This is a genomic window from Amycolatopsis sp. 2-15 (assembly GCF_030285625.1).
GTDB lineage: Bacteria > Actinomycetota > Actinomycetes > Mycobacteriales > Pseudonocardiaceae > Amycolatopsis > Amycolatopsis carbonis.
The window spans coordinates 9,514,903-9,539,700 of record NZ_CP127294.1; the positions used below are offsets into that span (position 1 = coordinate 9,514,903).

The 24,798-nt window shown below is 70.9% G+C and carries 26 protein-coding genes; 3 read left to right on the forward strand and 23 right to left on the reverse strand.

The window, feature by feature from the left end; genetic code table 11:
* Positions 1–45: 45 nt before the first annotated feature.
* The 3 genes from pyrH to rpsB form a co-directional block, all read right to left on the reverse strand.
* Positions 46–789, reverse strand: a complete 744-nt coding sequence (gene pyrH, locus QRX50_RS46850; protein WP_285969479.1) for a UMP kinase — start codon at positions 787–789, stop codon at positions 46–48.
* Between the two features lie 137 nt (positions 790–926).
* Positions 927–1,742: a translation elongation factor Ts gene (gene tsf, locus QRX50_RS46855; protein ID WP_285969480.1), complete on the reverse strand. Its 816-nt coding sequence runs from the start codon at positions 1,740–1,742 to the stop codon at positions 927–929.
* Between the two features lie 82 nt (positions 1,743–1,824).
* A complete protein-coding gene (gene rpsB, locus QRX50_RS46860) occupies positions 1,825–2,733 on the reverse strand; it encodes a 30S ribosomal protein S2 (protein WP_285969481.1) in 909 nt (302 codons plus the stop codon).
* A 1,052-nt stretch (positions 2,734–3,785) separates the two neighbouring features.
* Here rpsB and QRX50_RS46865 point away from each other — a divergent pair.
* A complete protein-coding gene (locus QRX50_RS46865) occupies positions 3,786–4,358 on the forward strand; it encodes a M23 family metallopeptidase (RefSeq protein ID WP_285969482.1) in 573 nt (190 codons plus the stop codon).
* 11 nt (positions 4,359–4,369) lie between these two features.
* Here the strand turns inward: QRX50_RS46865 and QRX50_RS46870 are convergent, their stop codons facing one another.
* From QRX50_RS46870 to ffh, 17 genes are all read right to left on the reverse strand, one after another.
* Positions 4,370–5,218, reverse strand: a complete 849-nt coding sequence (locus tag QRX50_RS46870; protein ID WP_285969483.1) for a FliA/WhiG family RNA polymerase sigma factor — start codon at positions 5,216–5,218, stop codon at positions 4,370–4,372.
* A gap of 109 nt (positions 5,219–5,327) precedes the next feature.
* Entirely contained in the window at positions 5,328–6,341 is a 1,014-nt protein-coding gene (locus tag QRX50_RS46875; protein ID WP_285969484.1) for a tyrosine recombinase XerC, read from the reverse strand.
* 871 nt (positions 6,342–7,212) lie between these two features.
* Entirely contained in the window at positions 7,213–8,394 is a 1,182-nt protein-coding gene (gene dprA, locus QRX50_RS46880) for a DNA-processing protein DprA (RefSeq protein ID WP_285969485.1), read from the reverse strand.
* Between the two features lie 142 nt (positions 8,395–8,536).
* Entirely contained in the window at positions 8,537–10,048 is a 1,512-nt protein-coding gene (locus tag QRX50_RS46885) for a YifB family Mg chelatase-like AAA ATPase (RefSeq protein WP_285969486.1), read from the reverse strand.
* Positions 10,048–10,431, reverse strand: a complete 384-nt coding sequence (locus tag QRX50_RS46890) for a hypothetical protein (RefSeq protein WP_285969487.1) — start codon at positions 10,429–10,431, stop codon at positions 10,048–10,050. The genes QRX50_RS46885 and QRX50_RS46890 overlap by 1 nt, the downstream gene beginning before the upstream one ends.
* A 299-nt stretch (positions 10,432–10,730) precedes the next feature.
* The gene (locus QRX50_RS46895; RefSeq protein WP_285969488.1) at positions 10,731–11,111 is read right to left on the reverse strand and encodes a YraN family protein; all 381 of its coding nucleotides are present in this window, start codon (positions 11,109–11,111) and stop codon (positions 10,731–10,733) included.
* Positions 11,112–11,574: 463 nt separating this feature from the next.
* The gene (locus QRX50_RS46900) at positions 11,575–11,898 is read right to left on the reverse strand and encodes a DUF2469 domain-containing protein (RefSeq protein WP_003096226.1); all 324 of its coding nucleotides are present in this window, start codon (positions 11,896–11,898) and stop codon (positions 11,575–11,577) included.
* On the reverse strand, positions 11,895–12,773 hold the full coding sequence (locus QRX50_RS46905; RefSeq protein ID WP_285969489.1) for a ribonuclease HII: 879 nt from the start codon (positions 12,771–12,773) through the stop codon (positions 11,895–11,897). The genes QRX50_RS46900 and QRX50_RS46905 overlap by 4 nt, the downstream gene beginning before the upstream one ends.
* 42 nt (positions 12,774–12,815) lie before the next feature.
* Positions 12,816–13,727, reverse strand: a complete 912-nt coding sequence (gene lepB / locus QRX50_RS46910) for a signal peptidase I (RefSeq protein ID WP_285969490.1) — start codon at positions 13,725–13,727, stop codon at positions 12,816–12,818.
* A 31-nt stretch (positions 13,728–13,758) separates the two neighbouring features.
* A complete protein-coding gene (gene rplS, locus QRX50_RS46915; RefSeq protein WP_220237803.1) occupies positions 13,759–14,127 on the reverse strand; it encodes a 50S ribosomal protein L19 in 369 nt (122 codons plus the stop codon).
* A gap of 169 nt (positions 14,128–14,296) precedes the next feature.
* Positions 14,297–15,043: a tRNA (guanosine(37)-N1)-methyltransferase TrmD gene (gene trmD, locus QRX50_RS46920; RefSeq protein WP_285969491.1), complete on the reverse strand. Its 747-nt coding sequence runs from the start codon at positions 15,041–15,043 to the stop codon at positions 14,297–14,299.
* The gene (gene rimM / locus QRX50_RS46925) at positions 15,044–15,559 is read right to left on the reverse strand and encodes a ribosome maturation factor RimM (protein ID WP_285969492.1); all 516 of its coding nucleotides are present in this window, start codon (positions 15,557–15,559) and stop codon (positions 15,044–15,046) included.
* A 21-nt stretch (positions 15,560–15,580) separates the two neighbouring features.
* Positions 15,581–15,820 (reverse strand): RNA-binding protein, encoded by a 240-nt coding sequence (locus QRX50_RS46930; RefSeq protein WP_003103110.1) that lies wholly within the window; start codon positions 15,818–15,820, stop codon positions 15,581–15,583.
* On the reverse strand, positions 15,817–16,260 hold the full coding sequence (gene rpsP / locus QRX50_RS46935; protein ID WP_285969493.1) for a 30S ribosomal protein S16: 444 nt from the start codon (positions 16,258–16,260) through the stop codon (positions 15,817–15,819). The genes QRX50_RS46930 and rpsP overlap by 4 nt, the downstream gene beginning before the upstream one ends.
* Before the next feature lie 189 nt (positions 16,261–16,449).
* Positions 16,450–17,241: a CPBP family intramembrane glutamic endopeptidase gene (locus QRX50_RS46940; RefSeq protein WP_285969494.1), complete on the reverse strand. Its 792-nt coding sequence runs from the start codon at positions 17,239–17,241 to the stop codon at positions 16,450–16,452.
* Between the two features lie 96 nt (positions 17,242–17,337).
* The gene (locus QRX50_RS46945) at positions 17,338–18,441 is read right to left on the reverse strand and encodes an amidohydrolase family protein (protein WP_285969495.1); all 1,104 of its coding nucleotides are present in this window, start codon (positions 18,439–18,441) and stop codon (positions 17,338–17,340) included.
* The gene (ffh, locus tag QRX50_RS46950) at positions 18,438–19,985 is read right to left on the reverse strand and encodes a signal recognition particle protein (protein WP_285969496.1); all 1,548 of its coding nucleotides are present in this window, start codon (positions 19,983–19,985) and stop codon (positions 18,438–18,440) included. The genes QRX50_RS46945 and ffh overlap by 4 nt, the downstream gene beginning before the upstream one ends.
* A 218-nt stretch (positions 19,986–20,203) precedes the next feature.
* Between ffh and QRX50_RS46955 the strand changes: the two genes are divergently transcribed.
* Positions 20,204–21,997, forward strand: a complete 1,794-nt coding sequence (locus QRX50_RS46955; RefSeq protein ID WP_285969497.1) for an ABC transporter ATP-binding protein — start codon at positions 20,204–20,206, stop codon at positions 21,995–21,997.
* Positions 21,998–22,006: 9 nt separating this feature from the next.
* Positions 22,007–22,459 (forward strand): MarR family winged helix-turn-helix transcriptional regulator, encoded by a 453-nt coding sequence (locus tag QRX50_RS46960; RefSeq protein WP_285969498.1) that lies wholly within the window; start codon positions 22,007–22,009, stop codon positions 22,457–22,459.
* Positions 22,460–22,803: 344 nt separating this feature from the next.
* On the opposite strand, the gene QRX50_RS46965 is transcribed toward QRX50_RS46960, so the two are convergent.
* The 3 genes from QRX50_RS46965 to QRX50_RS46975 all read right to left on the reverse strand — a co-directional run bounded on the left by QRX50_RS46965 (position 22,804) and on the right by QRX50_RS46975 (position 24,790).
* Positions 22,804–23,163 (reverse strand): Ku protein, encoded by a 360-nt coding sequence (locus QRX50_RS46965; protein WP_285969499.1) that lies wholly within the window; start codon positions 23,161–23,163, stop codon positions 22,804–22,806.
* 120 nt (positions 23,164–23,283) lie between these two features.
* On the reverse strand, positions 23,284–23,664 hold the full coding sequence (locus QRX50_RS46970) for a hypothetical protein (RefSeq protein ID WP_285969500.1): 381 nt from the start codon (positions 23,662–23,664) through the stop codon (positions 23,284–23,286).
* A gap of 640 nt (positions 23,665–24,304) precedes the next feature.
* Positions 24,305–24,790: an HAD domain-containing protein gene (locus QRX50_RS46975; RefSeq protein ID WP_285969501.1), complete on the reverse strand. Its 486-nt coding sequence runs from the start codon at positions 24,788–24,790 to the stop codon at positions 24,305–24,307.
* Between the last annotated feature and the right edge of the window lie 8 nt (positions 24,791–24,798).

A 24,798-nucleotide genomic window follows, 5' to 3' on the forward strand; every position in this document is an offset into this window, starting at 1 on the left:
ACTCCCGGTGTTGTGATGGTCGAACCTGTGCTGATCCCAGCAGGTCTAGGCCGACACCCCGTCGGCGGGGGTGCTGACCAGCGTCCCGATCCTCTCACCACTCACCGCACGGGCGATGTTCCCCTCGGTGAGCAGGTTGAAGACGATGATCGGCATGTTGTTGTCCATGCAGAGGCTGAACGCGGTGGCGTCGGCGACCTTGAGGCCGCGCTCGAGCACTTCGCGGTGGCTGATCTCGTGGAACATCGTGGCGCTTGGGTCGACCTTCGGGTCGGCGGTGTAGACACCGTCCACGGCCTTGGCCATGAGCACGGCTTCGCAGCCGAGCTCCAGCGCGCGCTGCGCGGCGGCCGTGTCGGTGGAGAAGTACGGCATGCCGACCCCGGCGCCGAAGATGACCACGCGGCCCTTCTCCAAGTGCCGCTCGGCGCGGCGCGGGATGTACGGCTCGGCGACCTGGCCCATCGTGATGGCGGTCTGCACGCGTGTGGGCAGGCCTTCCTTTTCCAGGAAGTCCTGCAGGGCCAGGCAGTTCATCACGGTGCCCAGCATGGCCATGTAGTCGGCACGGTCACGGTCCATCCCCCGCTGGGACAGCTCCGCGCCGCGGAAATAGTTGCCACCGCCGATCACCACCGCCACCTGCACGCCGGTGCGCGCGACCGCGGCGATCTGGCGCGCGACGGAGTGGACGACGTCGGGGTCGACCCCGATCGAGCCGCCACCGAACATCTCGCCGCCCAGTTTCAGCAGCACCCTTCGGTAGCCGCCGTCGACCCGGTCACCCATCTGTGTGTCGCCTCCTGTGTTCGATGGCCGCCGTTCCCCTTTGTGAGGGGGCGCCGGGCGGCTGGACCCGACTGTGCCCCCGTCCCCGCACCGCGGAGACGGGGGCACAGTGGCAGAACCTAGTCCCAGTACCTCGCTCAGGCCTGGCCGACCTCGAACCGGGCAAACCGGGTCAGGGTCACGCCGGCCTCGTCGAGCAGGGCCTTCACGGTCTTCTTGCTGTCCTTGACCGACGGCTGATCGAGCAGGACGTTGTCCTTGTAGTACGCGGTGACCTTGCCTTCGATGATCTTCGGCAGGGCCTGCTCGGGCTTGCCCTCTTCGCGCGCGGTCTGCTCGGCGATGCGGCGCTCGTTCTCGACGATCTCGGCCGGCACCTCCTCGCGGGTCAGGTACTTCGCGCGCAGCGCGGCGACCTGCATGGCGGCACCGCGGGCGGCTTCGGCGTCGTCACCGGTGAACTCGACGAGCACGCCCACGGCCGGCGGCAGGTCCGAGCCGCGGCGGTGCAGGTAGGTGGCGGTCTTGCCCTCGAACGCGACCACGCGGCGCAGCTCGAGCTTCTCGCCGATGCGGGCCGAGAGCTCCTGCACCGTGTCGATCACGGGCTTGCCGTCGAGGTCGGCGGCCTTGAGGGCCTCGACGTCGTTGGTCTTGAGGGTCTTGGCGACCTCGACGATCTTCGCGGCGAGCTGCTGGAAGTCGTCGTTCTTGGCGACGAAGTCGGTCTCGGAGTCGAGCTCGATGAGCACGCCGCCTTCGCCGGTGACGAGGCCCTCGGCGGTGGCGCGCTCGGCGCGCTTGCCGACGTCCTTGGCACCCTTGATGCGCAGGAACTCGACGGCCTTCTCGAAGTCGCCGTCGTTCTCCTCGAGGGCCTTCTTGCAGTCCATCATGCCGGCGCCGGTCATCTCGCGCAGGCGCTTCACGTCAGCGGCGGTGTAGTTCGCCATCGTGTTGAATCCGTCCGTTTCAGGTACGTGTGAGGTGATCAGCGCCCGGGCGGCCCTGCGCGGGCCGCCCGGACACGGTGGATCAGGAGTTGGCCGGGGCCTGCTCGGTCACGGCTTCGGGGGTCGCCTCCGGGGCGGCCTCGGTGGCAGCCTCCGTGGCGGCCTCGGTCGCGGCAGCCGCCTCGGTGGCGTCGGCCGCGGCGGTCTCCGAACCGGCGAGCAGCTCCTTCTCCCACTCGGCCAGCGGCTCGTCCGACGCGACGCCCGGCTCGGGCTTCGTGTCGGCCGACCCGCCGTTGCGGCTCGACCGGGCCATCAGGCCGGCGGCGGCGGCCTCGGCCACCACCTTGGTGAGCAGCGCGGCCGAGCGGATCGCGTCGTCGTTGCCCGGGATCGGGTAGTCGACCTCGTCCGGGTCGCAGTTGGTGTCGAGGATCGCGACGACCGGGATGTTCAGCTTGCGAGCCTCGCCGACGGCGATGTGCTCCTTCTTCGTGTCGACGATCCACACGATGCTCGGCACCTTGGCCATGTCGCGGATACCGCCGAGGGTCTTCTCGAGCTTGTCCTTCTCACGGGTGAGCGTGAGGATCTCGCGCTTGGTGAGGCCGGCGAAGCCGCCGGTCTGCTCCTGGGCCTCGAGCTCCTTGAGGCGCAGGAGGCGCTTGTGCACGGTCTGGAAGTTGGTCAGCATGCCGCCGAGCCAGCGCTGGTTCACGTAGGGCATGCCCACGCGCGCGGCCTCGCTGGCGATGGCTTCCTGAGCCTGCTTCTTCGTGCCGACGAACATGATCGTGCCGCCGTGCGCGACGGTTTCCTTGATGAACTCGAACGCACGGTCGATGTACGTCAGCGTCTGCTGCAGGTCGATGATGTAGATGCCGTTGCGCTCGGTGAAGATGTAGCGCTTCATCTTCGGGTTCCACCGACGAGTCTGGTGCCCGAAGTGCACGCCGCTGTCGAGCAGCTGCTTCATGGCGACGACGGCCATTGCCGGAATCACACCTTCTCTGTAGTAGCGCACCCCCGCGGTTCGCGCCCGCGGACGTGCTCATTCGGTTTGTCGCGCGCGGCCGGGTGACCGCTCGCCCTGGTGCTCGTGCCGGCATCCGGACCCCGGTGTTCTTGATGTGCCAAGAACCCCAGGGACCGCCGGGCGCCGTGCGACTTTTCCGTCCGGGGCTCCGCTGGTGTTTCAAGCGGAACCGGCCGGGCCGCGCGCACGAGCACGCGAAGTCAGCCCAGCGAGTGGGCTGCGGGAAAGATTCTACCCCCTGCCACCAGCGGCGCCCCCACCGGCAGCGCTCCCGCCCGGCAGAGTTGTCCACAACTCGGGGCCGCCTGTGGATAACTCGCCTTGTTGGCAGGGTGCCGGTCCGGGGGTGCCCCATGATCGAACCCGTGACGACGACCTCGTGTTCCTCGATCCGCACTTCGACGCTGCGGCCGGTCTTTGCGCTGGGGCGTGGCGATTTGCGGCCAATGGGTGCGGTGAGTGCTTCGGGCGGCGTGGGCGCTTATGGTGCGCTCGACGCTTCCGGTGTTCTGGCCGCTTCAGGCGCCTTGCGTGCTTCGGGTGCTCTCGACGCTTCGCATGGCCTGGCCACTTCTGGTGCCTTGCGTGCCCCGGGTGGCCCGCGCGCTTCTGCTGTTCGGGCCTCTTCAAGTACCTCGCACACTTCAGGTGCCCTGCGCGCTTCAGGTGCCCCGAGTGCTTCAAGTGCATCGCGTGCGTCAGATGCCCCGCGTGCTCCAGGACGCCTGCGCGCTTCAGCTGTGTTCAGCGGCCCGGGTGCGCCACGTGTCCTGGGCGCTCTGCGTGCAGCGGGCGCTCGCTGGGCGCCTTGGGTTTCCCGAGCTGCCTCGCTCAGCGGTTCTGACGTGGCCCGCGAATGTACCTTGCTCGGCGGCACTTCCTCGCCTGGCCGGCCGACACCGTCTGGCCCGGCCGCAGCGCCAGGCAGGGCCGCGGTGTGCGACCGGCTGTCCCCGCCCGGGCGGTCTCGGCGGGGCCGCCACCGGCGCCCGGCCCCGCCGTTGTGGATGCGCTGGCTCGACGTGCTGCGCCGAGCTGCGGCGCGGACCCGGCTCGTGGTGGTCGCCGCGTTGGTGCTGCTCAGCGTGTTGCCCGGCGCGTGGGCCGGGCGGGCACTCGCCGATGTCCCGCCCGCGCCGAATGTCGGCGCGCAAGCGGGGCGGTTGGCCTGGCCGCTCACGCCTCGGCCGAAGGTCACCCGGTTCTTCGAGCCGCCCGCCACGGTCTACGGGCCCGGCCATCGTGGCGTCGACCTGGAAGCCGCTGCGGGGCAACAGGTTCTCGCGGCCGACATGGGCGTCGTGATCTTCGCGGGAGAGGTCGGGGGCCACGGCGTCGTCGCGGTGGACCACGACGGTGGCCTTCGCACGACCTACCTGCCGGTCACTCCGGGCGTGGCCACCGGCGACCAGGTCTACCGCGGCCAGCCGCTGGGCACGGTGGCCGCCGGGCACCCCGGCTGTCCCACCGCCACGTGCCTGCACTGGGGTGCCCGCAAAGGAGAGGAGTACATCGACCCGCTGGCCCTCGTCGGCGTGCCGGGCCGAGTCCGGCTGAAACCGTGGGCCGACCCGCCGTGACCAGGCCGCGCTCAGGTGCTGGGCTGCTCCGTGAGCTTGGCGCGCAGCCGCATCACGGCGCGGGTGTGGAGCTGGCTCACGCGGGACTCCGTGACGCCCAGGACCTTGCCGATCTCGGCGAGCGTGAGGCTTTCGAAGTAGTAGAGGCTGACCACGATCTTGTCGCGCTCGGTCAGCTGGGCGATGGCCTCCGCGAGCTGGCGGCGGTTGTCCTGGTCGACGAGGACGGCGACCGGGTCGACGGCGCCGTCGTCGGGGATCGTGTCAACGAGCGAGCCGCTGTCCTTGCCCGCCGCGACGAGGTCTTCCAGCGCGACGACGCTGGTGAGCTGGAGCTGGCCGTAGAAGTCGCGCAGGTCGTCGAGGCCGATGTTGAGCTCGGTGGCCAGCTCGGCGTCGGTGGGGGTGCGGTGCAGGCGCGCGCCGAGGCGTTCGAGGGCGCGCTCGGCCTCCTTCGCCTTGCTGCGCACGGCGCGGGGCACCCAGTCCTGGGAGCGCAGGTCGTCGAGGATCGCGCCGCGGATGCGCTGCATCGCGTAGGTCTCGAACCGCAGCCCGCGCGCGGGCTCGAACTTCTCGATCGCGTCGACGAGACCGAAGATGCCTGACTGCACGAGGTCGCCGACGTCGACGTGCGTCGGCAGGCCCGTGCCCACCCGGCCGGCGACGTACTTCACCAGGGGCGCGTAGTGCAGCACCAGCCGGTCGCGCGACGCCTGGTCCGGCTTGTCGGCGAACTGCTGCCACAAGGCCTGGATGCCCGCGTCGACGTCATGACCGGGGCGCCCGTCCTCGCTGACGGCGCCCTCGCCTCCGGCAGTGCTCAGCCCGGCGTCCGTGACTTGCGGCGTGGAGGTCATTGCACGGTCGTTCTCGGCATGCGGCTCAGTATGGTCTCCGTGCTCGTGCGGATGCGCGTGCGTCGGCGGTTCGGCCCCGGGTTTACCGGCCGAGCCGCCACCGGCCTCGTCAGGCCCGTGGGTGTGCTCGGTCATGGATCGCCTTCAGCCGATCGACGGTCACGTGAGTGTAGAGCTGGGTCGTGGCAAGCGTAGCGTGACCGAGCAGTTCCTGAACGCTCCTGAGATCGGCACCTCCTTCCAGCAGATGGGTCGCGGCGGAGTGGCGTAATCCGTGTGGCCCCATGTCGAGTGCTCCGGGCACCGCGGCCACCGCCTCGTGCACCACGCGCCGCGCCGCGCGGGGATCGAGCCGGCTACCGCGAACCCCCAGGAACAGGGCCTGTTCCGACTTCGGGCCGGCCAGTTCCGGGCGCCCCGCGTCGAGCCACGTGGTGAGCGCCTCGGCCGCTGGAACGCCGAACGGCACCGTCCGCTCCTTGTCCCCCTTCCCGATCACCGAGACGACACGCCGCCCGAAATCGACCGCGCCGACATCCAAACCACACAGCTCCGACACCCGGATGCCACTCGCGTAGAGCAGCTCGACGAGCGCACGGTCACGCAGCGCAACCGGATCCCGCTGCTCGGCTCCCATCGCGGCCGCCTGCATCAACTCGTCGGCCTGATCGGCTCGCAGCACACCCGGCAACGTCCGGTGCGCCCGCGGCGCCGCGAGCCGGCCACCCGGGTCCGCTGTCAGCGCGCCTTGGCGGTGGGCCCACGCGGTGAACGTCCGCGCCGCCGCCGCCCGCCGCGCCAAAGTGGTCCGGCCCGCACCGTCGGCCCGCTGGCCGGCCAGCCACGCGCGCAGCAGCCCGATGTCGAGATCGGCGAGCCCGCGGTCCCCGTCCTCCGCCGCGGTCAGGAACCCCAGCAGCGAGACCACGTCGCCCACGTACGCCCGCACCGTGTGCGGAGACAGCCCACGCTCCAGCGCCAGATGCCGTTCGTACTCGGCCACCAACGCGCGCTCCGGCCCGGGCAACCCCTCGCGCACCGCCCGCAGATCCGGCCGCTGCGGCCCTTTCCGATGCCCCGACGCGCGCGAAGCGGCGTCCCGGCGAGCGCTCGCTGACGACATGCCGATCACGCTGCGCGAACCACCGCCCGAGGTCAAGCATCGCCACGCCCTTCTCCTCGGCGCCGCACGCACATTCCGACGCCACGCGGACGGCGGGCCGCGGTTGTTGGCGCTCACCGAGGCGCGAGCCGGTGGTGCGGCGCCGGGGTGCCACCCGCGCATTCCGACGCCAACGCGGGCGGTACGCCGTCAGGCCGAACGCCGCGGCCGTTGCCGTTCACGGACGTGCGAGCCGTCGCACGGCGCTGGCGGGTGCCGCGCGCACATTCCGACACCGCGTGAGCCGTGCGCCATCTGGCCGAGCGCCGCAGTCGTCGCCGTTCACCGAGGTGCGAGCGGGTGCCGCACCACGCGACCGAGCGACGTGTCCGGCGCCGATCAAGGTCCTGCCGACCGGCGCGGATACCGCGTGGCCGAGTGTGGCGGCCGACCGATCCGGCACCGAGGGCGGGACCACGAACGAAACTCGGCACCGTTCGACCCGACCGGTCCAGGGCCGGGCGCAGCCGTTCGCCGTGCGGCTGAGCGCGGCGACCAGCGCCGTTCACCGAAGCGTGGGCGGGTGGCCGACAGGCGCCGCACGCATAGTCCGGCGACACGCGGGCGGAATGCCGTCCAGCGAACGCCGTGGTTCGTCGCCGTTCACCGACGCGCGAGCGGGTGCCGCACCACGCGACCGAGCGACGTGTCCGGCGCCGATCAAGGTCCTGCCGACCGGCGCGGATACCGGGTGGCCGAGCGTGGCGGCGGCCGACGCGATCCGGCACCGAGCGGGCGGGACCACGAACGAAACTCGGCACCGTTCGACCCGACCGGTCCAGGGCCGGGCGCAGCCGTTCGCCGTGCGGCTGAGCGCCGTGGCCGACGCCGTTCACTTCGGTGCCGAGCGGACGATGCGGCGCCAGCCGGTGTCGCCGCGGACGGCGAAGCCGTCGATTTCCAGCTCGGGCAGCAGGGCGCGCACGCGGTCGACCGGGACGCCCGATTCGGTGGCGACCTGGTCGGCCGAGCGGCCGGCGCGCGGGACGAGTGCTTCGTAGACGCGGAGGGCTTCCGGGGCGAGGACGTCGGTGGGGCGACGCGGCCTGGGGTTTTCCGGTTCGGGTGCGGGGCCGAACCGGCCGACGGTGTCGATCACCTCGTCGACGGAGGTGACGAGGGTGGCCTTGCAGTCGCGGATGAGGGCGTGGCAGCCGGCCGAGTTGGCGGATTGGACGGGGCCCGGCAGCGCCATCACGACCTTGCCGAGTGCGCCCGCGGTGGTGGCGGTGTTGCGGGCGCCGCTGCGGATGCCGGCTTCGATGACGACGGTGCCGTCGGTGAGGCCGGCGATGAGGCGGTTGCGGACGAGGAAGCGATGGCGCGCGGGCGGCGTGCCGGGGGCGTACTCGCTGACGACGGCGCCACCATTGTCGGCAATGCGCTTGAGCAGGTCGACGTGGCCGGCCGGGTAGCCGATGTCGACGGCACAGCCCAGCACGGCGACCGTGACGCCGCCGGCGCCGAGGGCACCCCGGTGGGCGGCGCCGTCGATGCCGAGGGCGGCGCCGGAGAAGACCGGGACGCCGCGGGTGGCGAGGCCGTGAGCGAACTCGGCGGAGTTGTGTTCGCCGTAGTTGGTCGCGAGGCGCGCCCCGACGACGGCGACCGCGCGATCGGCCGCTTTCGCGAGGTTCGCGCCGCCGCGGACCCAGAGGCCGAGCGGGGCCGCGACGTTCTCGACTCCGCGTCCACTCGCGACCGCCAGAGAGAGCAACGGCCACGCCGGCCATTCGTGATCCTCGGGCACGACCAAGCGGGCTTGAGTTCTCGCGGCCGTCTCCAGGTCTTGTTCGGCCAGGTCGACTTCGCGGCGGGCGGCGGTTTCGCGGCGGACCTTGTCGGGGCAGTCGCCGCTGCGCACGCGGGCCGCGGCCTCGACCGGGCCGCGCTCCCCCACGAACGCGACCAACGCCGGCGCCGGGGGCTCGCCGACGCGCAGCAGGTACGCGCGGGCGAGGCGCTCTTCGTCGGTCGCGGTGGCGACGGGCTGTTCGGTCGGCAAGGCCGTCATGCCGCACCTCTCAGTCTCACGAGCGACAGCCGGCGCGGCGCGAGGACGGCGCGGACGCAGGCCGGATCAAGTTGGGGCGGGTTGTGGGGATTCGGGATGAGACGCAGATGGCGTTTCACGGCGGATTCCTTTCGGGGGCGGGTCATGCGGCGGTCCTTTCGCGGAAGTCGAGGGCGGCGGCGACGTGGTCGGGGGTCGGGTGGGGTGTGGCGGAGAGGTCGGCGAGCGTCCAGGCGATGCGGAGGCAACGGTCGGCGCCTCGGGCCGTGAGGAGGCCGCGATCGAGGGCGCGGTCGAGCAGAACGGTGGTCGCCGACGGCAGCACGAACTCACGACGGAGAACGGGACCGGGGACGTCGGAGTTGGCGCGCCAGCCGTGCGTGCGCCAACGGTGGGCGGCGCGGTCGCGGGCGGCCAGAACGCGGGTGCGGACTGTTTCGGACGATTCGGGTGCCGCGGACTGATGAGCGGAGATCGCGGTCAGCGGACGCAGGCGCACGCGGAGGTCGACACGGTCCAGCAGCGGTCCCGAGATCCGCCCGAGGTAGCGCCGGCGGACGATCGGCGAGCAGATGCAGTCGGTCTCACGCGGCGGCGCGCAGGGGCACGGGTTGGTGGCCAGGATGAGCTGAAAGCGGGCCGGGTAGCGGACGGAGCCCTTGGTGCGGGCGATGCGGACCTCGCCTTCTTCGAGGACGGTGCGCAGTGAGTCGAGGCGGTGGCCGCTGAACTCGCAAACCTCGTCCAGGAACAGCACGCCGCGGTGGGCCCGGCTGATGGCGCCGGGCGTCGCGATGCCGCTGCCCCCGCCGACGAGCGCCGCGACGGTGATCGAGTGATGCGGTGCGACGAACGGCGGCACGGTCACCAGCGGCGACGCCTTCGACAGGGAGCCGTCGATGGAGTGAATGGCTGTGACCTGCAGAGATTCTTCCTGGGACAGCGCGGGGAGCAGGCCCGGCAGCCGTTTGGCGAGCATGGTCTTGCCGACGCCCGGTGGACCGGTGAGCAGCAAGTGGTGTCCGCCTGCGGCGGCGACCTCCAGTGCCCAGCGGGCTTCGGGCTGGCCGACGACGTCGGCGAGGTCCGGTACCTCCGGCGGCTCGGCTGCGATCGGCTCGGGGCTCGACTCGAGCTCGCCTTCACCCTTGAGCCACGCGACGAGGTCGGCCAGGCGCGAGACGCCGGCGACTTCGAGGCCGTCGACGAGCGCGGCTTCGTAGAGCGACTCCGACGGGACGACGGCTCGCTCGTAGCCGGCAGCTCTCGCGGCCAGGAGCCCGGGCAGGACACCGCGGACGGGGCGGACGCGGCCGTCGAGGGCCAGCTCGCCGAGGAGGATGGTGCGGAGGAGTTTTGTGGCCGGGACAGCTCCGTTCGCCGCGAGCACCGCGGCGGCGATGCCGAGGTCGTAGCCGGAGCCGACCTTGGGGAGGTTCGCGGGCGAGAGGCCGAGGGTGACTTTGCCGTCGGGCCAGGGCTGGCCTGAGTTGCGGACAGCTGAGCGCACGCGGTCCTTGGCTTCTTTCAGACCGGCGTCGGGCAGGCCGACCAGGGTCACCCGGCTGAGCCCGCCACCCAGGTCGGCCTCGATCTCGATCACGCGGCCTTCGATGCCGAGCAGCGCGACGCTCCAGGCTTTGGCGATGGGCATCAGGCCACCTCCGCCGCTATCGCCCGGGCCGCTTCGCCGAACTCGGCGCGGCGGCGCCGGAAATCGAGCAGCGCACGGCAATGGGGCCTTGCGATGGACACCACGCCGCACCCGGAACCCACACAGGTCACCGAGCCGATTTCGGCATGGCGATTCACCGGCAGCGCAAAACAACGGGTTTCCTCGCTGGGAACCCCATCGCTCGCAGCGATTGCGCAGGTCGCCGGGGCAGGCTCGGCACGGTGGCTTCGCCGCGCCGCAAAGTCGCAGCCTGTCTTGGTGGAGATCAAGCCACCGCCAGAGACGGTAAAGCGGGCCGCCAAGCCGGGCTCGACACCACAGATCCGCACTAGTGCACGACCGTTCGTCTCGTCGATGGACAAGACGCCGCCCGCAACAGAGACGCTGGCGGGGGCGACGAAGTGGCTTCGGGACAGCGCAACGCGGGGCGACTCCGCGAGGAAACCGGCGCCACGTGGGTCGCGAGGCCCGTCGGGGTGGGCTCGGTGCAGGTTCGACCGCAACGGGACGCGGTGGGCGGTGTTGATGGGCATCAAGCCGCCTCCGAGACGGTTGCCTGGGTAACGTCGCCGAGCTCGGCGCCGGACATCGAGCGACGCAAGCAATGCGGGCTGATCGGGGCGGCGTGGCAGAGATGGAGCGCAAAGAGCGAAACTGGGCATCAGAAGGCTCCCGCGATGTGGTGGACTTGCGGGTGGGCCCCGGCGGGGGCGAAGACGGTCACAACGTCGTAGCGGGTGCGGCACCAGCCGACGCGGTGGGCGCGCAGCCAGCGTTGGGCGGCGCGGTGGACGCGGGTGATCTTTTCGGCCGTCACGGATTCCGCGGGGGTGCCGTAGGCGTTGGTGGCGCGGGTTTTGACCTCGCAAAAGACGACCTTGTCGCCGTCGGCCAGCACGAGGTCCAGTTCGCCTTCGCGGCAGAGCCAGTTGCGGCTGAGCACCACCAGGCCCGCGTTCTGCAGGTGCCGGGCCGCCAGGTCTTCGCCCCAGCGGCCGAACGCGCGGCGCCACTGGGCACCCGGGTCCGGGCCGTCGTTCATCGCTCCCCCTCGCCGCGCCGTCGCCGGGCCTTTGCCGGCTGTCACGGTGCGTGTGCGATCAACCGTCGCAGAGTGACGAGGAGGGCACCAGCACCGAAAAGCCAAGTTGTGGACAACTGGGGGGTTGTGGATAAACGAGGCAAGCGAGGTGGCGGGTGGCGTGAAAATGTCGGTGCCGACTGCTAGCGCCAGGCATCGACATTTTCATCGGGCAACAGAGCCGCTCGCGACGCAAGGAATCGACTGGGCCGATACCAGCAGGGTGGCGAAGCGGGCTTGCCACACCAAACGCCGAGACGCCGGGCTTCGAAACATCGAGATGGTCGCCCGCAGCCCACGTGCACATAGTCGCCCAGCTGGTAGCCAATCCGAAATCAGCGATCCCGCAGGGATGGCTGACCAAGGCGACACAAAACGGCCACCCAGGCGCAAGCCCGGGTGGCCGGTGAAACCGAGAGGGACCTCAGCCCGAGAAGGGGCCGTCCTCAGGGAGGCGCAGGTCGGGTTTGTCGAGTTCCTCCACGTTGACGTCCTTGAACGTGATGACGCGGACGTGCTTCACGAAGCGGGCGGGGCGGTACATGTCCCAGACCCACGCGTCCGACATGCGGACCTCGAAGTACACCTCGCCGCCGCCGTCGCGTACCTGTACGTCGACTGCGTTGGCCAGGTAGAACCGCCGCTCGGTCTCCACCACGTACGAGAACTGGCCGACGATGTCGCGGTACTCGCGGTACAGCGAGAGCTCCATCTCGGTCTCGTACTTCTCGAGATCCTCTGCGCTCATGAAATCCGCGCCCCTCCTCGCGTTCGTCTTGCTGCTCCGGCGGCGGAGCGTTCATTCTTACCCACCGAGCGGGCCAGGGCACGGACCGGCGCGCTCGGGTTTTCCCGAGAACCATTCTCCTCTGTGGCGGCTTCCGAAGCCGCGCTCTCCAGAGCAGCGTAGGTGAGCACGACCGGGTGCGGTGGGGTGAGTCCGTGTGCGAGGGCCACCGTGGCCACATTCGTGTAGGACCAGCGGTGCGCTGGGCTCGGGCCGTGCTCGGTGAGAGCGCGCAGGTGGTCGGTGGTGCTGTAGCCCTTGTGCACGTCGAAGCCGTAGTGCGGGAGCTCGTCGTGCAGGCCGGCCATGATGCGGTCGCGCGTCACCTTCGCGAGGACCGACGCCGCGGCGATGCTCGCGACGCTGCGGTCGCCCTTGATGACCGCGACGTTGGGCGCCGGGATGCCCGGCACCGGGAAACCGTCGGTGAGCACATACCCGGGATGGTCGCGCAGAGCGGCGACCGCGCGCCGCATCCCCTCGAGGTTCATCACCCGGATGCCGAGCAGGTCGACCTGTTCGGACGGGATCACGATCACCGCGTAGTCGAGAGCGCGCTTGAGGACCAGGTCGTAGACGCGGTCACGGGCCTTCGAGGTGAGCAGCTTCGAGTCGGTGAGCTCCGGCAGCCGCGCGCCGTCGCCCGGGCGCAGCACGCAGGAGGCCACCACGAGCGGGCCCGCGCACGCACCGGCGCCGGCCTCGTCCACCCCGGCGACCGGCCCCAGGCCACGGCGTTCGAGAGCACCCTGCAGACCCCAGAACAGCTCGCCACGCACGACGGCGCGCGGCGGCCGGAGGGGTTCGGCCGGGATTCGGGGAGCGGGAACGGTCACAGCTGCAATACCCGTCTGACGGACCTTCTCGGGTGGAGCACCCTAACGTCTCGCCTTGCCCAGGCCCGCCTTCACCCGCCGGCCGACGAACAGTGTGGGCACGGCGGCGGCGAACCCGAGACCGAGCGGCAGGCCGTCCTGCCACGCCGGGGCACCGAGTGCCACCGGCTGGGCATCGGCCTGCGGATCGTGGTCCGAGACCCCGCCCCAGCGGCCCGGCGGGAAGACGATGATCCGGGCCTTGCCGATCACGTCGTCCACGGGCACGGCGCCGTTGGCACCGCCCCCGCCCTGGTAACGCGAGTCTTCGGAGTTGTTGCGGTTGTCGCCCATCACCCACAGGGTGCCCTGCGGCACCTTGACCGGCGCGAACGAGTCCTGCATCGCGTGGTCGGGGTTCTCCCAGTGGATGTACGGCTCGTCGAGCGCCTTGCCGTCGACGATCACGCGGTTCTGCGGATCGCAGCACTGCACGGTCTGGCCGCCGACGGCGATCACGCGCTTCACGAAGTCGCGCTCGTCCGGCGGGGCAAAGCCCACCAACGAGCCGAGACCCCGCAGGCCGCGGACGATGATGTTGCCGGATTCCTGCGGCGCGATCTCGTTCTCGGTCCACGCGGGCGGACCCTTGAACACGACCACGTCACCCGGCGAGGGGTCCGTGAAGTCGTAGGTGACGCGGTCGACCAGAATCCGGTCGCCCGTGCAGCCGGGGCAGCCGTGAAGCGTGGCCTCCATGGATCCCGAGGGGATCATGAAGACCTTCGCCAGGAAGGCCTGGATCAGGATCGTGAGCACCAGGGCGATCGCGATCAGGATCGGCAGTTCCTTCCAGAACGACCGCTTCTTCTGAGGCTTGCCCCGCCGGTGAGACCCCCGACGATCCTCGGAATGAGACTGCTCCGAGTCGTCGGGGTCGTCCTCAGCGGCGCTTTGGGGCACGGGGTCGACCACGTCGCCAGGCTACCGGGTGCCGCGTGGGCACTCAGGAAGCAGAGGTGGTCTCGCGGTTCTCGCGGCGCTCCTTGATCTTCGCCTTCTTGCCGCGAAGGTCGCGCAGGTAGTAGAGCTTCGCGCGTCGCACGTCGCCGCGCTTGAAGACCTCGACCTCGGCCAGGTTCGGCGAGTGCACCGGGAAGGTGCGCTCGACGCCCACGCCGAACGAAACCTTGCGCACGGTGAAGGTCTCACGGACGCCGCCGCCTTGGCGACGGATCACGACGCCCTGGAAGACCTGGTTGCGCTCGCGGTTGCCCTCGATGACGCGGACGTGGACCTTGAGCGTGTCGCCCGGGCGGAAGTCCGGGATGTCGGAACGCAGGGAATGCGCGTCCAGCGCGTCCAGGGTGTTCATCGGTGGTCCGTCCTCGTCGATTCGTGTAACTCGGGTACTTCTCCCCGGGCGCGCAACAGCGCTGCTGCGACCACACCGGGGGCTTGATGGCGGGCTCGTGAACGAGGCGGTCCACTCACGCCAACCTGTCGATTATGGCAGAGGCGCTGGTGCTCGCTTCGCGTGGGGTCTAGCCGAGGTTCTCGCCGAGCCGGTCGAGTACCTCGTGATCTCGGCTGTTCAGACTACCCTCCGGCAACCGGGCCAGGAGATCCGGGCGTCGCAGGGCCGTGCGTGCCAGCGCTTGGTCGCGCCGCCAGCGCTCCACGAGCGCGTGGTTCCCGGAGCGCAGCACGTCCGGCACCGCCAGGTCACGCCACACTTCCGGGCGGGTGTAGCTGGGGCCTTCGAGCAGCCCGTCGGAGAACGAGTCCTCGGCCGCCGACCGCGCGTTGCCGAGCACGCCCGGCAGCAGCCGGACCACGGCCTCCACGATCACCAGCACCGCGGCCTCGCCGCCGACCAGCACGTAGTCGCCGATCGACACCTCGTCCACGGGCATGCGGCGCGCGGCGTCGTCGACCACGCGCTGGTCGATGCCCTCGTAGCGGCCGCAGGCGAAGACCAGGTGCTTCTCCTCGGCGTACGCGTGCGCCAGCTCCTGCGTGAACGGCTTGCCCGCCGGCGTCGGGACCACGAGCCGGGTCTCCGGCCCGCAGACCTCGTCGAGCGCCGGGCCCCAGATCTGGGGCTTCATGACCATGCCGGGGCCACCGCCATACGGGGCGTCGTCGACCGCGCGGTGGACGTCGTGGGTCCACTCGCGCAGGTCGTGCACGCCGATCTCGATGAGGCCGCGGTCGATCGCCCGGCCCAGCAGCGCGGCGCGCAGCGGGTCGAGGTACTCCGGGAAGATCGTGACGACGTCGATGCGCATCTAGGCCTCGTCCAGCAGGCCTTCGGGCGGGTCCAGCACCACGCGCCCGCCCGCGACGTCGACCGTCGGGACGATCGCGCGCACGAACGGCACGAGCACCTCGCGCCCGGCCACATCGAGCTCCAGCAGCTCGCCCGCCGGCGAGTGGACGACCTCGACGACCTTGCCCACGACCGTGCCGTCGGCCAGCTCGGCGCTGAGGCCGGCCAGCTCGTGGTCGTAGAACTCGTCGGGGTCGCCCGTCGGCGGGAGTGCGGCGGTGTCGATGAGCAGCAACGCGCCGCGCAGGGTCTCCGCGACGTCGCGCGTGAGGACCTGCTCGAAACGCACCAGCAGCCGCCCGCTGTGGTCGCGGGCGGCTGCGATGGTGAGATCCCTCTTGCTGCCGTCACGCAGCTGCGTCTTGACGACCGCACCGACGGCGAACCGCTCTTCGGGCGAATCCGTGCGCACGTCCACCGCGAGTTCCCCGCGGATGCCGTGCGCCTTGGCGATGCGGCCGACTACGACGTCCATCCTGACCGTTTCCGAAGAGGCTCAGCGATCGGTGTCGACGACGTCCACACGGACGCCGCGGCCACCGATGCCGCCCATCACGGTGCGCAGGGCAGTCGCCGTGCGACCGCCCCGGCCGATCACCTTGCCGAGGTCGTCGGGGTGCACGTGCACCTCGAGCGTGCGGCCACGGCGCGTGGTCAGCAGCTCGACCCGGACCTCGTCCGGGTTGTCGACGATCCCGCGCACCAGGTGCTCGAGGGAGTCAGCGAGAAAACTCACTCGGACTTCTCGCCCTCAGCGGCTTCGGCCTTCTCGGCCTCGGCCTTCTTGGGGGCGGACTTCTTCTTCGGCGTGGTGGCCTCGGCGGAGGGCTCCTCGCCGGCCGCGGCCAGCGCCGCGTTGAACAGGTCCTGCTTGGACGGCTTCGGCTCGGCCACCTTCAGGGTGCCCTCGGCGCCCGGCAGGCCCTTGAACTTCTGCCAGTCGCCGGTGATCTCGAGGATGCGCTGGACCGGCTCGGTCGGCTGGGCACCGACGGACAGCCAGTGCTGGGCGCGGTCGGTGTCGACCTCGATCAGGCTCGGCTCTTCCTTCGGGTGGTACTTGCCGATCGTCTCGATGGCTTTGCCGTCCCGGCGGGTGCGCGCGTCGGCGACGATGATGCGGTAGTACGGCGCACGGATCTTGCCGAGGCGCTGCAGCTTGATCTTGACGGCCACGGGTGTGGGTACTCCTCAGTGCTCTCTGGTGCAGGGTGGGCGTACGTCGACCGCGTGGGGACACGATCACGGGCACCCGAAGGTCAGGAGCTCCCGAACGGTGAGAGGGTCCGGACGGAAGCGGGCAAGCGAACATTCTGCCAGATGGCTCGAAGTGCCTGCGCAGGGCCTCGCAACAGCGGCTCGGACCTACGCGACGCCGAGCGCGCTCAGCAGGATCGCGACCGAGGGCAGGAAGTTGTTCATCGAGTGCGCCACCACACTGCCCGGCAGCCGGCCCGTGGCGAAGCGCGCGAGGCCGATCGGCACGGCGATGACCAGCAGGAGCGTGGTCCGCAGCGGTTCGAGGTGGCTGGCGGCGAACACGGCCGTGGACAGCAGGAAAGCCGCCAGGCGACCCCACCGTTCGCTGCGCCACTGCAGCCGTTCGACCGCGCCCCAGAGCAGGCCGCGGTAGATGATCTCCTCGCAGATCGGCCCGAGCAGCCAGAGGTAGACGAACGTCACGATCGCCGCCGACACCGACATCTTCCGGTCGTCCACCAGCGCGCTGATCGCCGAGGTCGCGTCGGCCGAGCCCACGATCTCGGTCCACGCCCAGGCGCTCAGCGACGTGAGCACCAGCCCGAGCAGGCCGAACTTGAAGCCGATCTTCACGTCGGACCAGCGCCACTGCAGGCGCAGGTCGACCTTGGGCCCGTTGCCGCGCACGACTGTGGCGAGCAGCGCGACGCCCGCGGCGATCATCGCGGGCAGCATCGTGCCCAGCAGCACCGTGCGGATCGGCAGCGGCTGCCCGGCCGGCGGATCACCCAGCAACGCGCTCACGAACGCGGCCGACGCGATCAGCACGGCCTCCACGAGCAGGAACGCCCCGAAGCCCCACCGGTGCGGCGGGAACTCGCGCGGGGCGCTCACCAGGTCCTCCGGACGGATCGGCGTGGCACCCGGAATCGGTTCCCGGGGCTGGGAAGTGGTCACGCCCGCCCTCCGGTGATCGCTCGGCTCACCGGTCGAGCCTAACCGCCGAGGAGACTTCGCACAGTACTCGGGCGATCACCGGCGAAGAACGTGTTTTCAGCCGAAAACTGTGCCACGCAGGACGATGTGCGACGGGTGGCGCAGCACCGCGAGGTCCTTCCGCGGGTCGGCCGGGTACACGATCAGGTCGGCCGGAGCGCCGTCTTCGATGCCGGGGTGGCCGAGCCATTCGCGGGCGGCCCAGGACGCGCTCGCCAGCGCCTGCTCGCGCGTCATACCGGCCCGGTGCAGCGCTTCGACCTCGTCGGCGATGAGGCCGTGGGCGACCATGCCACCGGCGTCGGTACCCGCGAACACGCGCACGCCCGCCTCGACGGCCGAGGAGACCATGTCGGCGACGCCCGCGTGCAGGGCCCGCATGTGGGCCGCGTACGTGGGGTACTTCGTGGCCTGGTCGGCGATGCCGGGGAAGTTCTCGATGTTGATCAGCGTGGGCACGAGCGCCACGTCGCGGCGCGCGAGCTCGGCCAGCTGGTCCGGGTTCAGCGCGGTGCCGTGCTCGAGGCAGTCGATGCCCGCGTCGATGAGCCCCGGCAGGGCGGCTTCGCCGAAGACGTGAGCGGTCACACGCGCGCCGAGGTCGTGCGCGACGCCGACGGCCTCGGCCAGCACGGCGTCGGGCCACAGCGGCGCGAGGTCGCCCTCGCCGCGGTCGATCCAGTCGCCCACCAGCTTCACCCAGCCGTCGCCGTCCCGCGCTTGTTCCGCGACGGCCTCGGGCAGCAGGGCGACATCGTCCAGCTCGATGGCGAAGCCGGGGACGTAGCGCTTCGGCAGGGCCAGGTGGCGACCGCAGCGGATGATCGTGGGCAGGTCGGCGCGCGCCTGCAGCGGTCGCACATCGAGCGGCAGGCCGCAGTCGCGGATCAGCAGCGTGCCCGCGTCACGGTCGGTCGCCGCCTGCTCGGCGGCCTCCTCGACCGGCACCGCACCGTGCGGGCCGAGGCCAGGGTGGCAGTGCGCGTCGACGAGGCCGGGCACCAGGAACCCGCCGGTCGCGAGCGTTTCCGCGCCGGGGACGGGCTCGAACGAGATGCGCCCGCCGGTGATCCAGAGCTCACGCGGCGAGCCGTCGGGCAGGACGGTGCCGGAGAGGTGCAGGGCGCTCGACTGTGCCGAGCTCAATTGTGCCGCGCTCAATTGTTCTTGGGGTCCTTCGGCAGCTTGAACTTCGTCGGGTCGAAGCCCGGCACGTCGTTCATGCCGCCGAGCTGCGACAGGTCGGGCATGCCACCAGAAGAGGGCATGCCACCCGGGGGCAGCATCGGCATGCCGCCGGGGAAGCCGCCGCGGACCTTGGGCTGTGTGGGGCCGCGCCCCTTGCCCTTCTTCCCCTTCTTGCCCTTGCGCGTTTTGCTGCCGCCGCCACCACCGCCGAAACCGAAGCGGCCGGCCATCTGGGCCATCATCTTGCGAGCTTCGAAGAAGCGGTTGACCAGGTCGTTGACCTCGCGGACGGTGACGCCGGAGCCGTTGGCGATGCGCAGCCGGCGCGAGCCGTTGATCATCTTCGGGTCGTCGCGCTCCGCCGGTGTCATACCCCGGATGATCGCCTGCAGCTTGTCGAGGTGCTTGTCGTCGACCTGCGCGAGCTGGTCCTTCATCTGGCCCGCGCCCGGCAGCATCCCGAGCAGGTTGCCGATCGGGCCCATCTTGCGGACCGCGAGCATCTGCTCCAGGAAGTCCTCCAGCGTCAGCTGGCCGCTGGTCAGCTTCGCCGCGGCCTTCTCGGCCTGGTCCTGGTCGAAGTGCTGCTCGGCCTGCTCGATGAGGGTGAGCACGTCGCCCATCCCGAGGATGCGCGAGGCCATCCGGTCGGGGTGGAAGGTGTCGAAGTCCTCGAGCTTCTCGCCGTTGGACGCGAAGAGGATCGGCTGGCCGGTGACCTCGCGCACGGAGAGGGCGGCACCACCACGGGCGTCGCCGTCGAGCTTCGTGAGCACCACGCCGGTGAAGCCGACGCCGTCGCGGAACGCCTGGGCCGTGGTCACGGCGTCCTGGCCGATCATGGCGTCGACGACGAACAGGATCTCGTCGGGCTGCACGGCGTCGCGGATGTCCGCGGCCTGCTTCATCAGCTCTTCGTCGACACCCAGGCGGCCCGCGGTGTCGACCACCACGATGTCGTGCTGCGCGTGCTTGGCCTCTTCGATGGCGCGGCGGGCGACGTCCACCGGGTCGCCGACGCCGTTGCCGGGCTCCGGCGCGAAGGTGACGACACCGGCGCGCTCGCCGACGACCTGCAGCTGCGTGACGGCGTTCGGGCGCTGGAGGTCACAGGCCACCAGCATCGGCGCGTGGCCCTGCTTCTTCAGCCACATCGCGAGCTTGCCGGCGAGTGTCGTCTTACCGGCACCCTGCAGACCGGCCAGCATGATCACCGACGGCGGGTTCTTCGCGAGGTTCAGCCGGCGCGTCTCGCCGCCGAGGATGCCCACGAGCTCCTCGTTGACGATCTTGATGACCTGCTGCGCGGGGTTGAGCGCCTGTGAGACCTCGGCGCCCTTCGCCCGGTCCTTGATCCTGGCGATGAACTCCTTGACCACCGGCAGCGCGACGTCGGCCTCCAGCAGCGCGATGCGGATCTCGCGTGCGGTGGCGTCGATGTCGGCGTCGGACAGCCGGCCCTTGCGAGACAGCGTCTGCAGGGCGGCGGTGAGCCGATCGGAGAGGGTGTCGAACACGGGTGTGCACGCTCCAGCTGGGTCGTCGTTCGCGTACCGGGTTTCGCTGGGCGACCCCGGCAACCTCCCAGAGTAGCGGTCCGGGCTCGGCCGCCTCGCGGGTGCGCGAACCTTCGGCAGAAGGTTAATACGCACATGTGTACTAACCTGGACGGAACACTTGAGTCAAGCTAAGAAAAACGCTCGACTGCGGCGGTCGAATCGGTAAACATCTGCGTATGACTTCAGTGACGACGCCGCGCCCTTCGCTGGCCGAACCGGAGGCGGACACCGACGAGAAAGTGCCGTTCAGGCGGATCGCCGTGCTGTTCCGGCCGCACCGGGCGCAGATGGCCGGGTTGTTCGCGCTCCTGGTGGTGCAGGCCGGCCTCGGCGTCGTGTCGCCGTTCCTGCTGCGGGCGATCCTCGACGACGCGCTCCCCCACCGCGACGCGTTGCTGGTGAGCGTGCTGGCGCTGGGGATGATCGCCGCGTCGCTCGGTTCGGGGGCGCTCGGCGTGGCGACGACCGGCCTGTCGAACACGATCGGGCAGCGCGTGATGAACGAGCTGCGCGTGTCGGTCTACGGCCACCTGCAGCGCATGTCGCTCGGCTTCTTCACCCGCACCAAGACCGGCGAGATCCTCTCGAGGGTGTTCAACGACATCGGCGGCGTGGACAACGTGGTCACGACCACCGCGGCGTCGATCGTGCAGAACGGCACCACGGCCCTGGCGATCGCCGTCGCGATCCTGATCATGGACTGGCAGCTGGCGCTGCTCTCGCTCGTGGTCGTGCCGTTGTTCCTGCTGTTCACGCTGCGGCTGGGCGGCAAGCAGCGCAAGCTCGCTCGCGGCCGGACCCGGCGGATGGCGCGGCTGACGACGATCGTCGAGGAGTCCCTGTCCGTCACGGGTGTGCTGCTGGCCAAGACCATGGGCAACGAGCGGCAGATGCGGGAGCGCTTCGCCGCGGAGTCCCGCGAGGTCGCCGCCCTGGAGCGCAGCGCGGCGCTGGCCGGGCGCTGGCAACGGGCCTCGCGGACGATGAGCCTCACGATCATCCCGGCGCTCGTGTACTGGGTCGCCGGGCTGGAGCTGGCCGGCGGCTCGGCGCCGGTTTCGCTGGGCACGGTGGTGGCGTTCACGAGCATGCTCAACCGGCTGCTCGCACCGGCCACGGCCATGCAGACGGTGAGCCAGAGCGTGGGCGCGGCGAAGGCGCTGTTCGGGCGGATCTTCGAGGTGCTCGACCTGCGCGTGGAGATCGACGACCGGCCGGGGGCGCGGGAGCTGGCCGTACGCGAAGGCGAGGTGTCGATGCGGTCGGTGTCGTTCCGCTACGACGACGACGGGCCGTGGACCCTGCACGAGATCGACCTCGACGTGGCGCCCGGCACGACCACGGCGCTGGTCGGCTCGACGGGCTCGGGCAAGACCACGCTCGCGTACCTCGTGGCACGGCTGTACGAGGTGACGGAAGGGCGCGTGGCGATCGACGGCACGGACGTCCGGGACGTCACGCTCGCGTCGCTGGCCGCGGGCGTCGGCTTCGTGTCGCAGGAGACGTACCTGTTCCACGCGTCGGTGCGGGAGAACCTGCGCTTCGCCAAGCCGGACGCCACCGACGCGGAGATCGAGGAGGCCGCGAAGGCCGCACACATCCACGACACGCTCGCGAAGCTGCCCGAGGGCTACGACACGGTCGTCGGCCAGCGCGGTTACCGGTTCTCCGGCGGGGAGAAGCAGCGGATGGCGATCGCGCGGATCCTGCTGCGCAACCCGCCCGTGCTGATCCTCGACGAGGCCACGAGCGCGCTCGACAACCGCACGGAACGCTCGGTGCAGGCGGAGCTCGACCGCCTCGCCGCGGGCCGCACGACGCTGACCATCGCCCACCGGCTGTCCACTGTGGAGAACGCGGACCAGATCGTGGTGCTCGACGCCGGCCGGATCGTGGAACGCGGGACACACGCGGAACTGCTGGCGCTCGACGGCCGGTACGCGCGGCTGGTGCGCGGGGAAACCGCCTAATGTGGCGGCATGCAGACCGAAGCCGACACCCACCGTGCCGACGAGCTGGCCGAGCTGGCCCGCCACGTCCGGGAGGGAGTCGGGCGCCTCAACTGGCGCATGCGCTCGGAGGCGGACACGCCGTCGCCGGGCCCGACGGTGCTGGCCGTGCTGTCGCGGCTCTACCGCGCCGGCACGCACACGCCGAGCGAGCTGGCAGAGGCCGAGCGGATGCATCCGCAGTCGCTGACGCGGGTGCTGGCTTCGCTGACGTCTCGCGGGTTGATCACGCGGACCGCGGACCCGTCGGACGGGCGGCGATCCTTGCTCGACATCACGCACGCCGGCCGGGTGGTGCTGCGGGAGTACTCGATCTCGCGCGAGCAGTGGCTGGCGGCGGCGATGGAGCGCGCGTTGAGCCCGACGGAACAACAGCTGTTGCGCATGGCCGCGGACCTGATGCTGCGGATGGCGGATTCCTGAGCGCCCCCAGGGGTTCCGGGACGAGGCCGCTCCCCACGGCCGGCCCCGGAACCTTGGCGGAAGGGCTCACCTCCCCGGGAGCCTTCCGCCGCGTGCACGCCAGGCGGCTACCCCGTCCCCCGCTCGCCAGACCCCCAGTACCGGGCGAACGCGTTCCGCCTTGCGTTGGGGAGAAGTCTGCCGGGGCGCGGGCCGGCGGGGCAGTGTGAAGACCCCCAACCGGAGCTACGTAGAACTACTCAAGCCGCGGTTCTTCGCCGCGCGTCCGGCTCGGGAACGGGCGCTCGCGGCCTTCTCGGCGGCGGCGCGGGCCGTGGCCACCACAGTCCTCCGGTGGAGGGCTTTCAGCAACCCGGTGACGCCTTCGGCCTGTTCGCGTTCGGTGGGCGTTCGACGTCGCCGCCCGCCGGCTTCGCGCGGACGACGGCTTCCAGGGCGGCGCGGTGGTCGTCGGTGTAGGGGCTTTCCTCGGGTGCGAGGCCTTGAACGAGGCGGACAGCGTGGTGCAGCTCGCCGTGGTGCGGCTCGACGTCCTCGTGCAGGAACGGAATGTCCGGCCGACGGATCCGGTCGGGCCACAGGAGCGGTTGAAGGACGATCGTCCGGTCCCGGACCCGCAGCGCCGCAAGGGTTTCACGCCGGCGCAATGCGACTCTCGCGACGGCCACGCGGCGCGTCCGGGGCAGCGCGGCGGCGAGCAGCACGTACGGCCTCCGTGGCGCTGTACGCCTTCACTGGAATGGCGTAGTCGCCGAATCCGATCGTGCCCCGCTACACCGCGCGCATGGTGTCCAGGCTAGAGATCACCTGGTGTGGCGTGACAGCTACAAACGGGTGTCGGGCCCCGCGGATTCGCTCACACATTCGAACGATGGCTCGGCCTCGGCCAGCGCTTCTGCCGAACAGCCCACCGCGCACGCCGCCGCCTGGAGCACCTCGGTGACCACCTGGACGTCCACGGACGGCGCGGCCGCCAAGGCCCCGTTGCGCACGTCCACGCGCCTCGCCAGGCCGGCCAGCGCGTGGGCGAGCGCGTGCTGGCCCGCGACGAGCTGGGTGACGACTTCGGCGAGCTCGCCCAGGGTCGCTGTTTCGCCGTCGGTGCGCAACGAGCCGGCCAGCTCCTCCGCACACGACCTCAGGTGCGCCGCGACCACGGTGGGCGGCAACGAAAGCCTCGGCAGGTTCTGCTCGGACCCCAGCACCCCACACCCCGCCCTCCGCACAGCCGCTCCGGACTCGCGCCATATTGCCACCGGGGGTCGAGTTCGCTAGTGCGACACCCCGATCGTGTGATGGGTGGGGTGGGCGGTGGGGCTGGTCAGCCGGGTTATGGGAGGTGGGTGGGGTGTTTGCGGGTGGGGACGGTTCTGGTGTTTCGGTGGGTTACGGGTCTCGCGCGGCGTGTTGCGGAGGGGCTGTGGGGTGATGCGGTCCTCGCGAGGGCGTGTTGCGGCAGGCGTGCACCCCGAAGCTGGATTGTGTCGACGGCCGGTGAACCCCTGTCAAGGCGGGAAAGCATGCCTTGACACGGCTCGCCGCCCGCAAAGACGCTTCGGATCGGAGTGCCGGGGCGGGACTGGGTGCAGGTTCCGCAGGTGGGTCGGCGGCGGTTGCGCAGGCAGACGCGACCTGGATGCGTCGTAAGTTGAGCAGGCGGGTGCGCTTGGGTGGGGGCCAAAGCGCCCCAATGTGGCGTTCGGTGCGCGGAGCGCACCCAATGCGGCGTTCGGTGCGTTGAACGCAACCAACGCCGCATTGGGGCCACCAGGGGCGGGCAGGCGGGTGGCGGTGGGGAGGGTGGATGCGGACTGGGTGGGTGGGGTGTTGGCGGGCGGGGACGGTTCAGGAGGTCGGGGCGAGCTTTTCGAACCAGTCTGCGAGGGTGGTGAAGTCGGCTTCGGTCAGGCCGGCGCGGGGATCGACGCGGTGCAGCAGTGCGGCGGCGGGGTGGTGCGCGGAGACCCACGTGCGGTCGGCGGCTGAGATTTCGTCGTCGGCCCAAGCGAAGGGGCGGCCGGCGGCGAAGGTCACCAGCGGCTGGGTTTTCCAGTGCAGGCCGTCGATTTCGGAGTCGGCCGGTTCGTCGACGAGTGGCAGGGGCGGCAGGCCGAGGCGCGGGGCGACGACGTCGTTGGCGTCGGTGAACCAGGTCGTGGCCCAGACGAGCTCGCACGGCAGCGCGGCGAGACGCGCGCCGTGGGCAGGGTCGAGGCGCGCCAGGAGCGGGTGGTCGGCCGGGCCAGGCAACGGTGGAAAGAGAGGGTAGTCCGGAGCGCCGAACGGGATGAGGGGACCGTCGACGTCGAGGAAGAGGAAGGGGCGGGCCACGGGGGAAC

Coding starts and splice junctions, on each gene's coding strand:
- dprA (WP_285969485.1), bottom strand. CDS start 8,394: ATGACGGCCTTGCCGACCGAACAGCCCGTCGCCACCGCGACCGACGAA.
- QRX50_RS46955 (WP_285969497.1), top strand. CDS start 20,204: ATGACTTCAGTGACGACGCCGCGCCCTTCGCTGGCCGAACCGGAGGCG.
- QRX50_RS46875 (WP_285969484.1), bottom strand. CDS start 6,341: ATGTCGTCAGCGAGCGCTCGCCGGGACGCCGCTTCGCGCGCGTCGGGG.
- rimM (WP_285969492.1), bottom strand. CDS start 15,559: ATGGACGTCGTAGTCGGCCGCATCGCCAAGGCGCACGGCATCCGCGGG.
- QRX50_RS46960 (WP_285969498.1), top strand. CDS start 22,007: ATGCAGACCGAAGCCGACACCCACCGTGCCGACGAGCTGGCCGAGCTG.
- trmD (WP_285969491.1), bottom strand. CDS start 15,043: ATGCGCATCGACGTCGTCACGATCTTCCCGGAGTACCTCGACCCGCTG.
- QRX50_RS46900 (WP_003096226.1), bottom strand. CDS start 11,898: ATGAGCGCAGAGGATCTCGAGAAGTACGAGACCGAGATGGAGCTCTCG.
- QRX50_RS46885 (WP_285969486.1), bottom strand. CDS start 10,048: ATGCCCATCGCCAAAGCCTGGAGCGTCGCGCTGCTCGGCATCGAAGGC.
- rpsB (WP_285969481.1), bottom strand. CDS start 2,733: ATGGCCGTCGTCGCCATGAAGCAGCTGCTCGACAGCGGCGTGCACTTC.
- QRX50_RS46870 (WP_285969483.1), bottom strand. CDS start 5,218: ATGACCTCCACGCCGCAAGTCACGGACGCCGGGCTGAGCACTGCCGGA.
- QRX50_RS46895 (WP_285969488.1), bottom strand. CDS start 11,111: ATGAACGACGGCCCGGACCCGGGTGCCCAGTGGCGCCGCGCGTTCGGC.
- tsf (WP_285969480.1), bottom strand. CDS start 1,742: ATGGCGAACTACACCGCCGCTGACGTGAAGCGCCTGCGCGAGATGACC.
- QRX50_RS46865 (WP_285969482.1), top strand. CDS start 3,786: ATGCGCTGGCTCGACGTGCTGCGCCGAGCTGCGGCGCGGACCCGGCTC.
- pyrH (WP_285969479.1), bottom strand. CDS start 789: ATGGGTGACCGGGTCGACGGCGGCTACCGAAGGGTGCTGCTGAAACTG.
- rplS (WP_220237803.1), bottom strand. CDS start 14,127: ATGAACACCCTGGACGCGCTGGACGCGCATTCCCTGCGTTCCGACATC.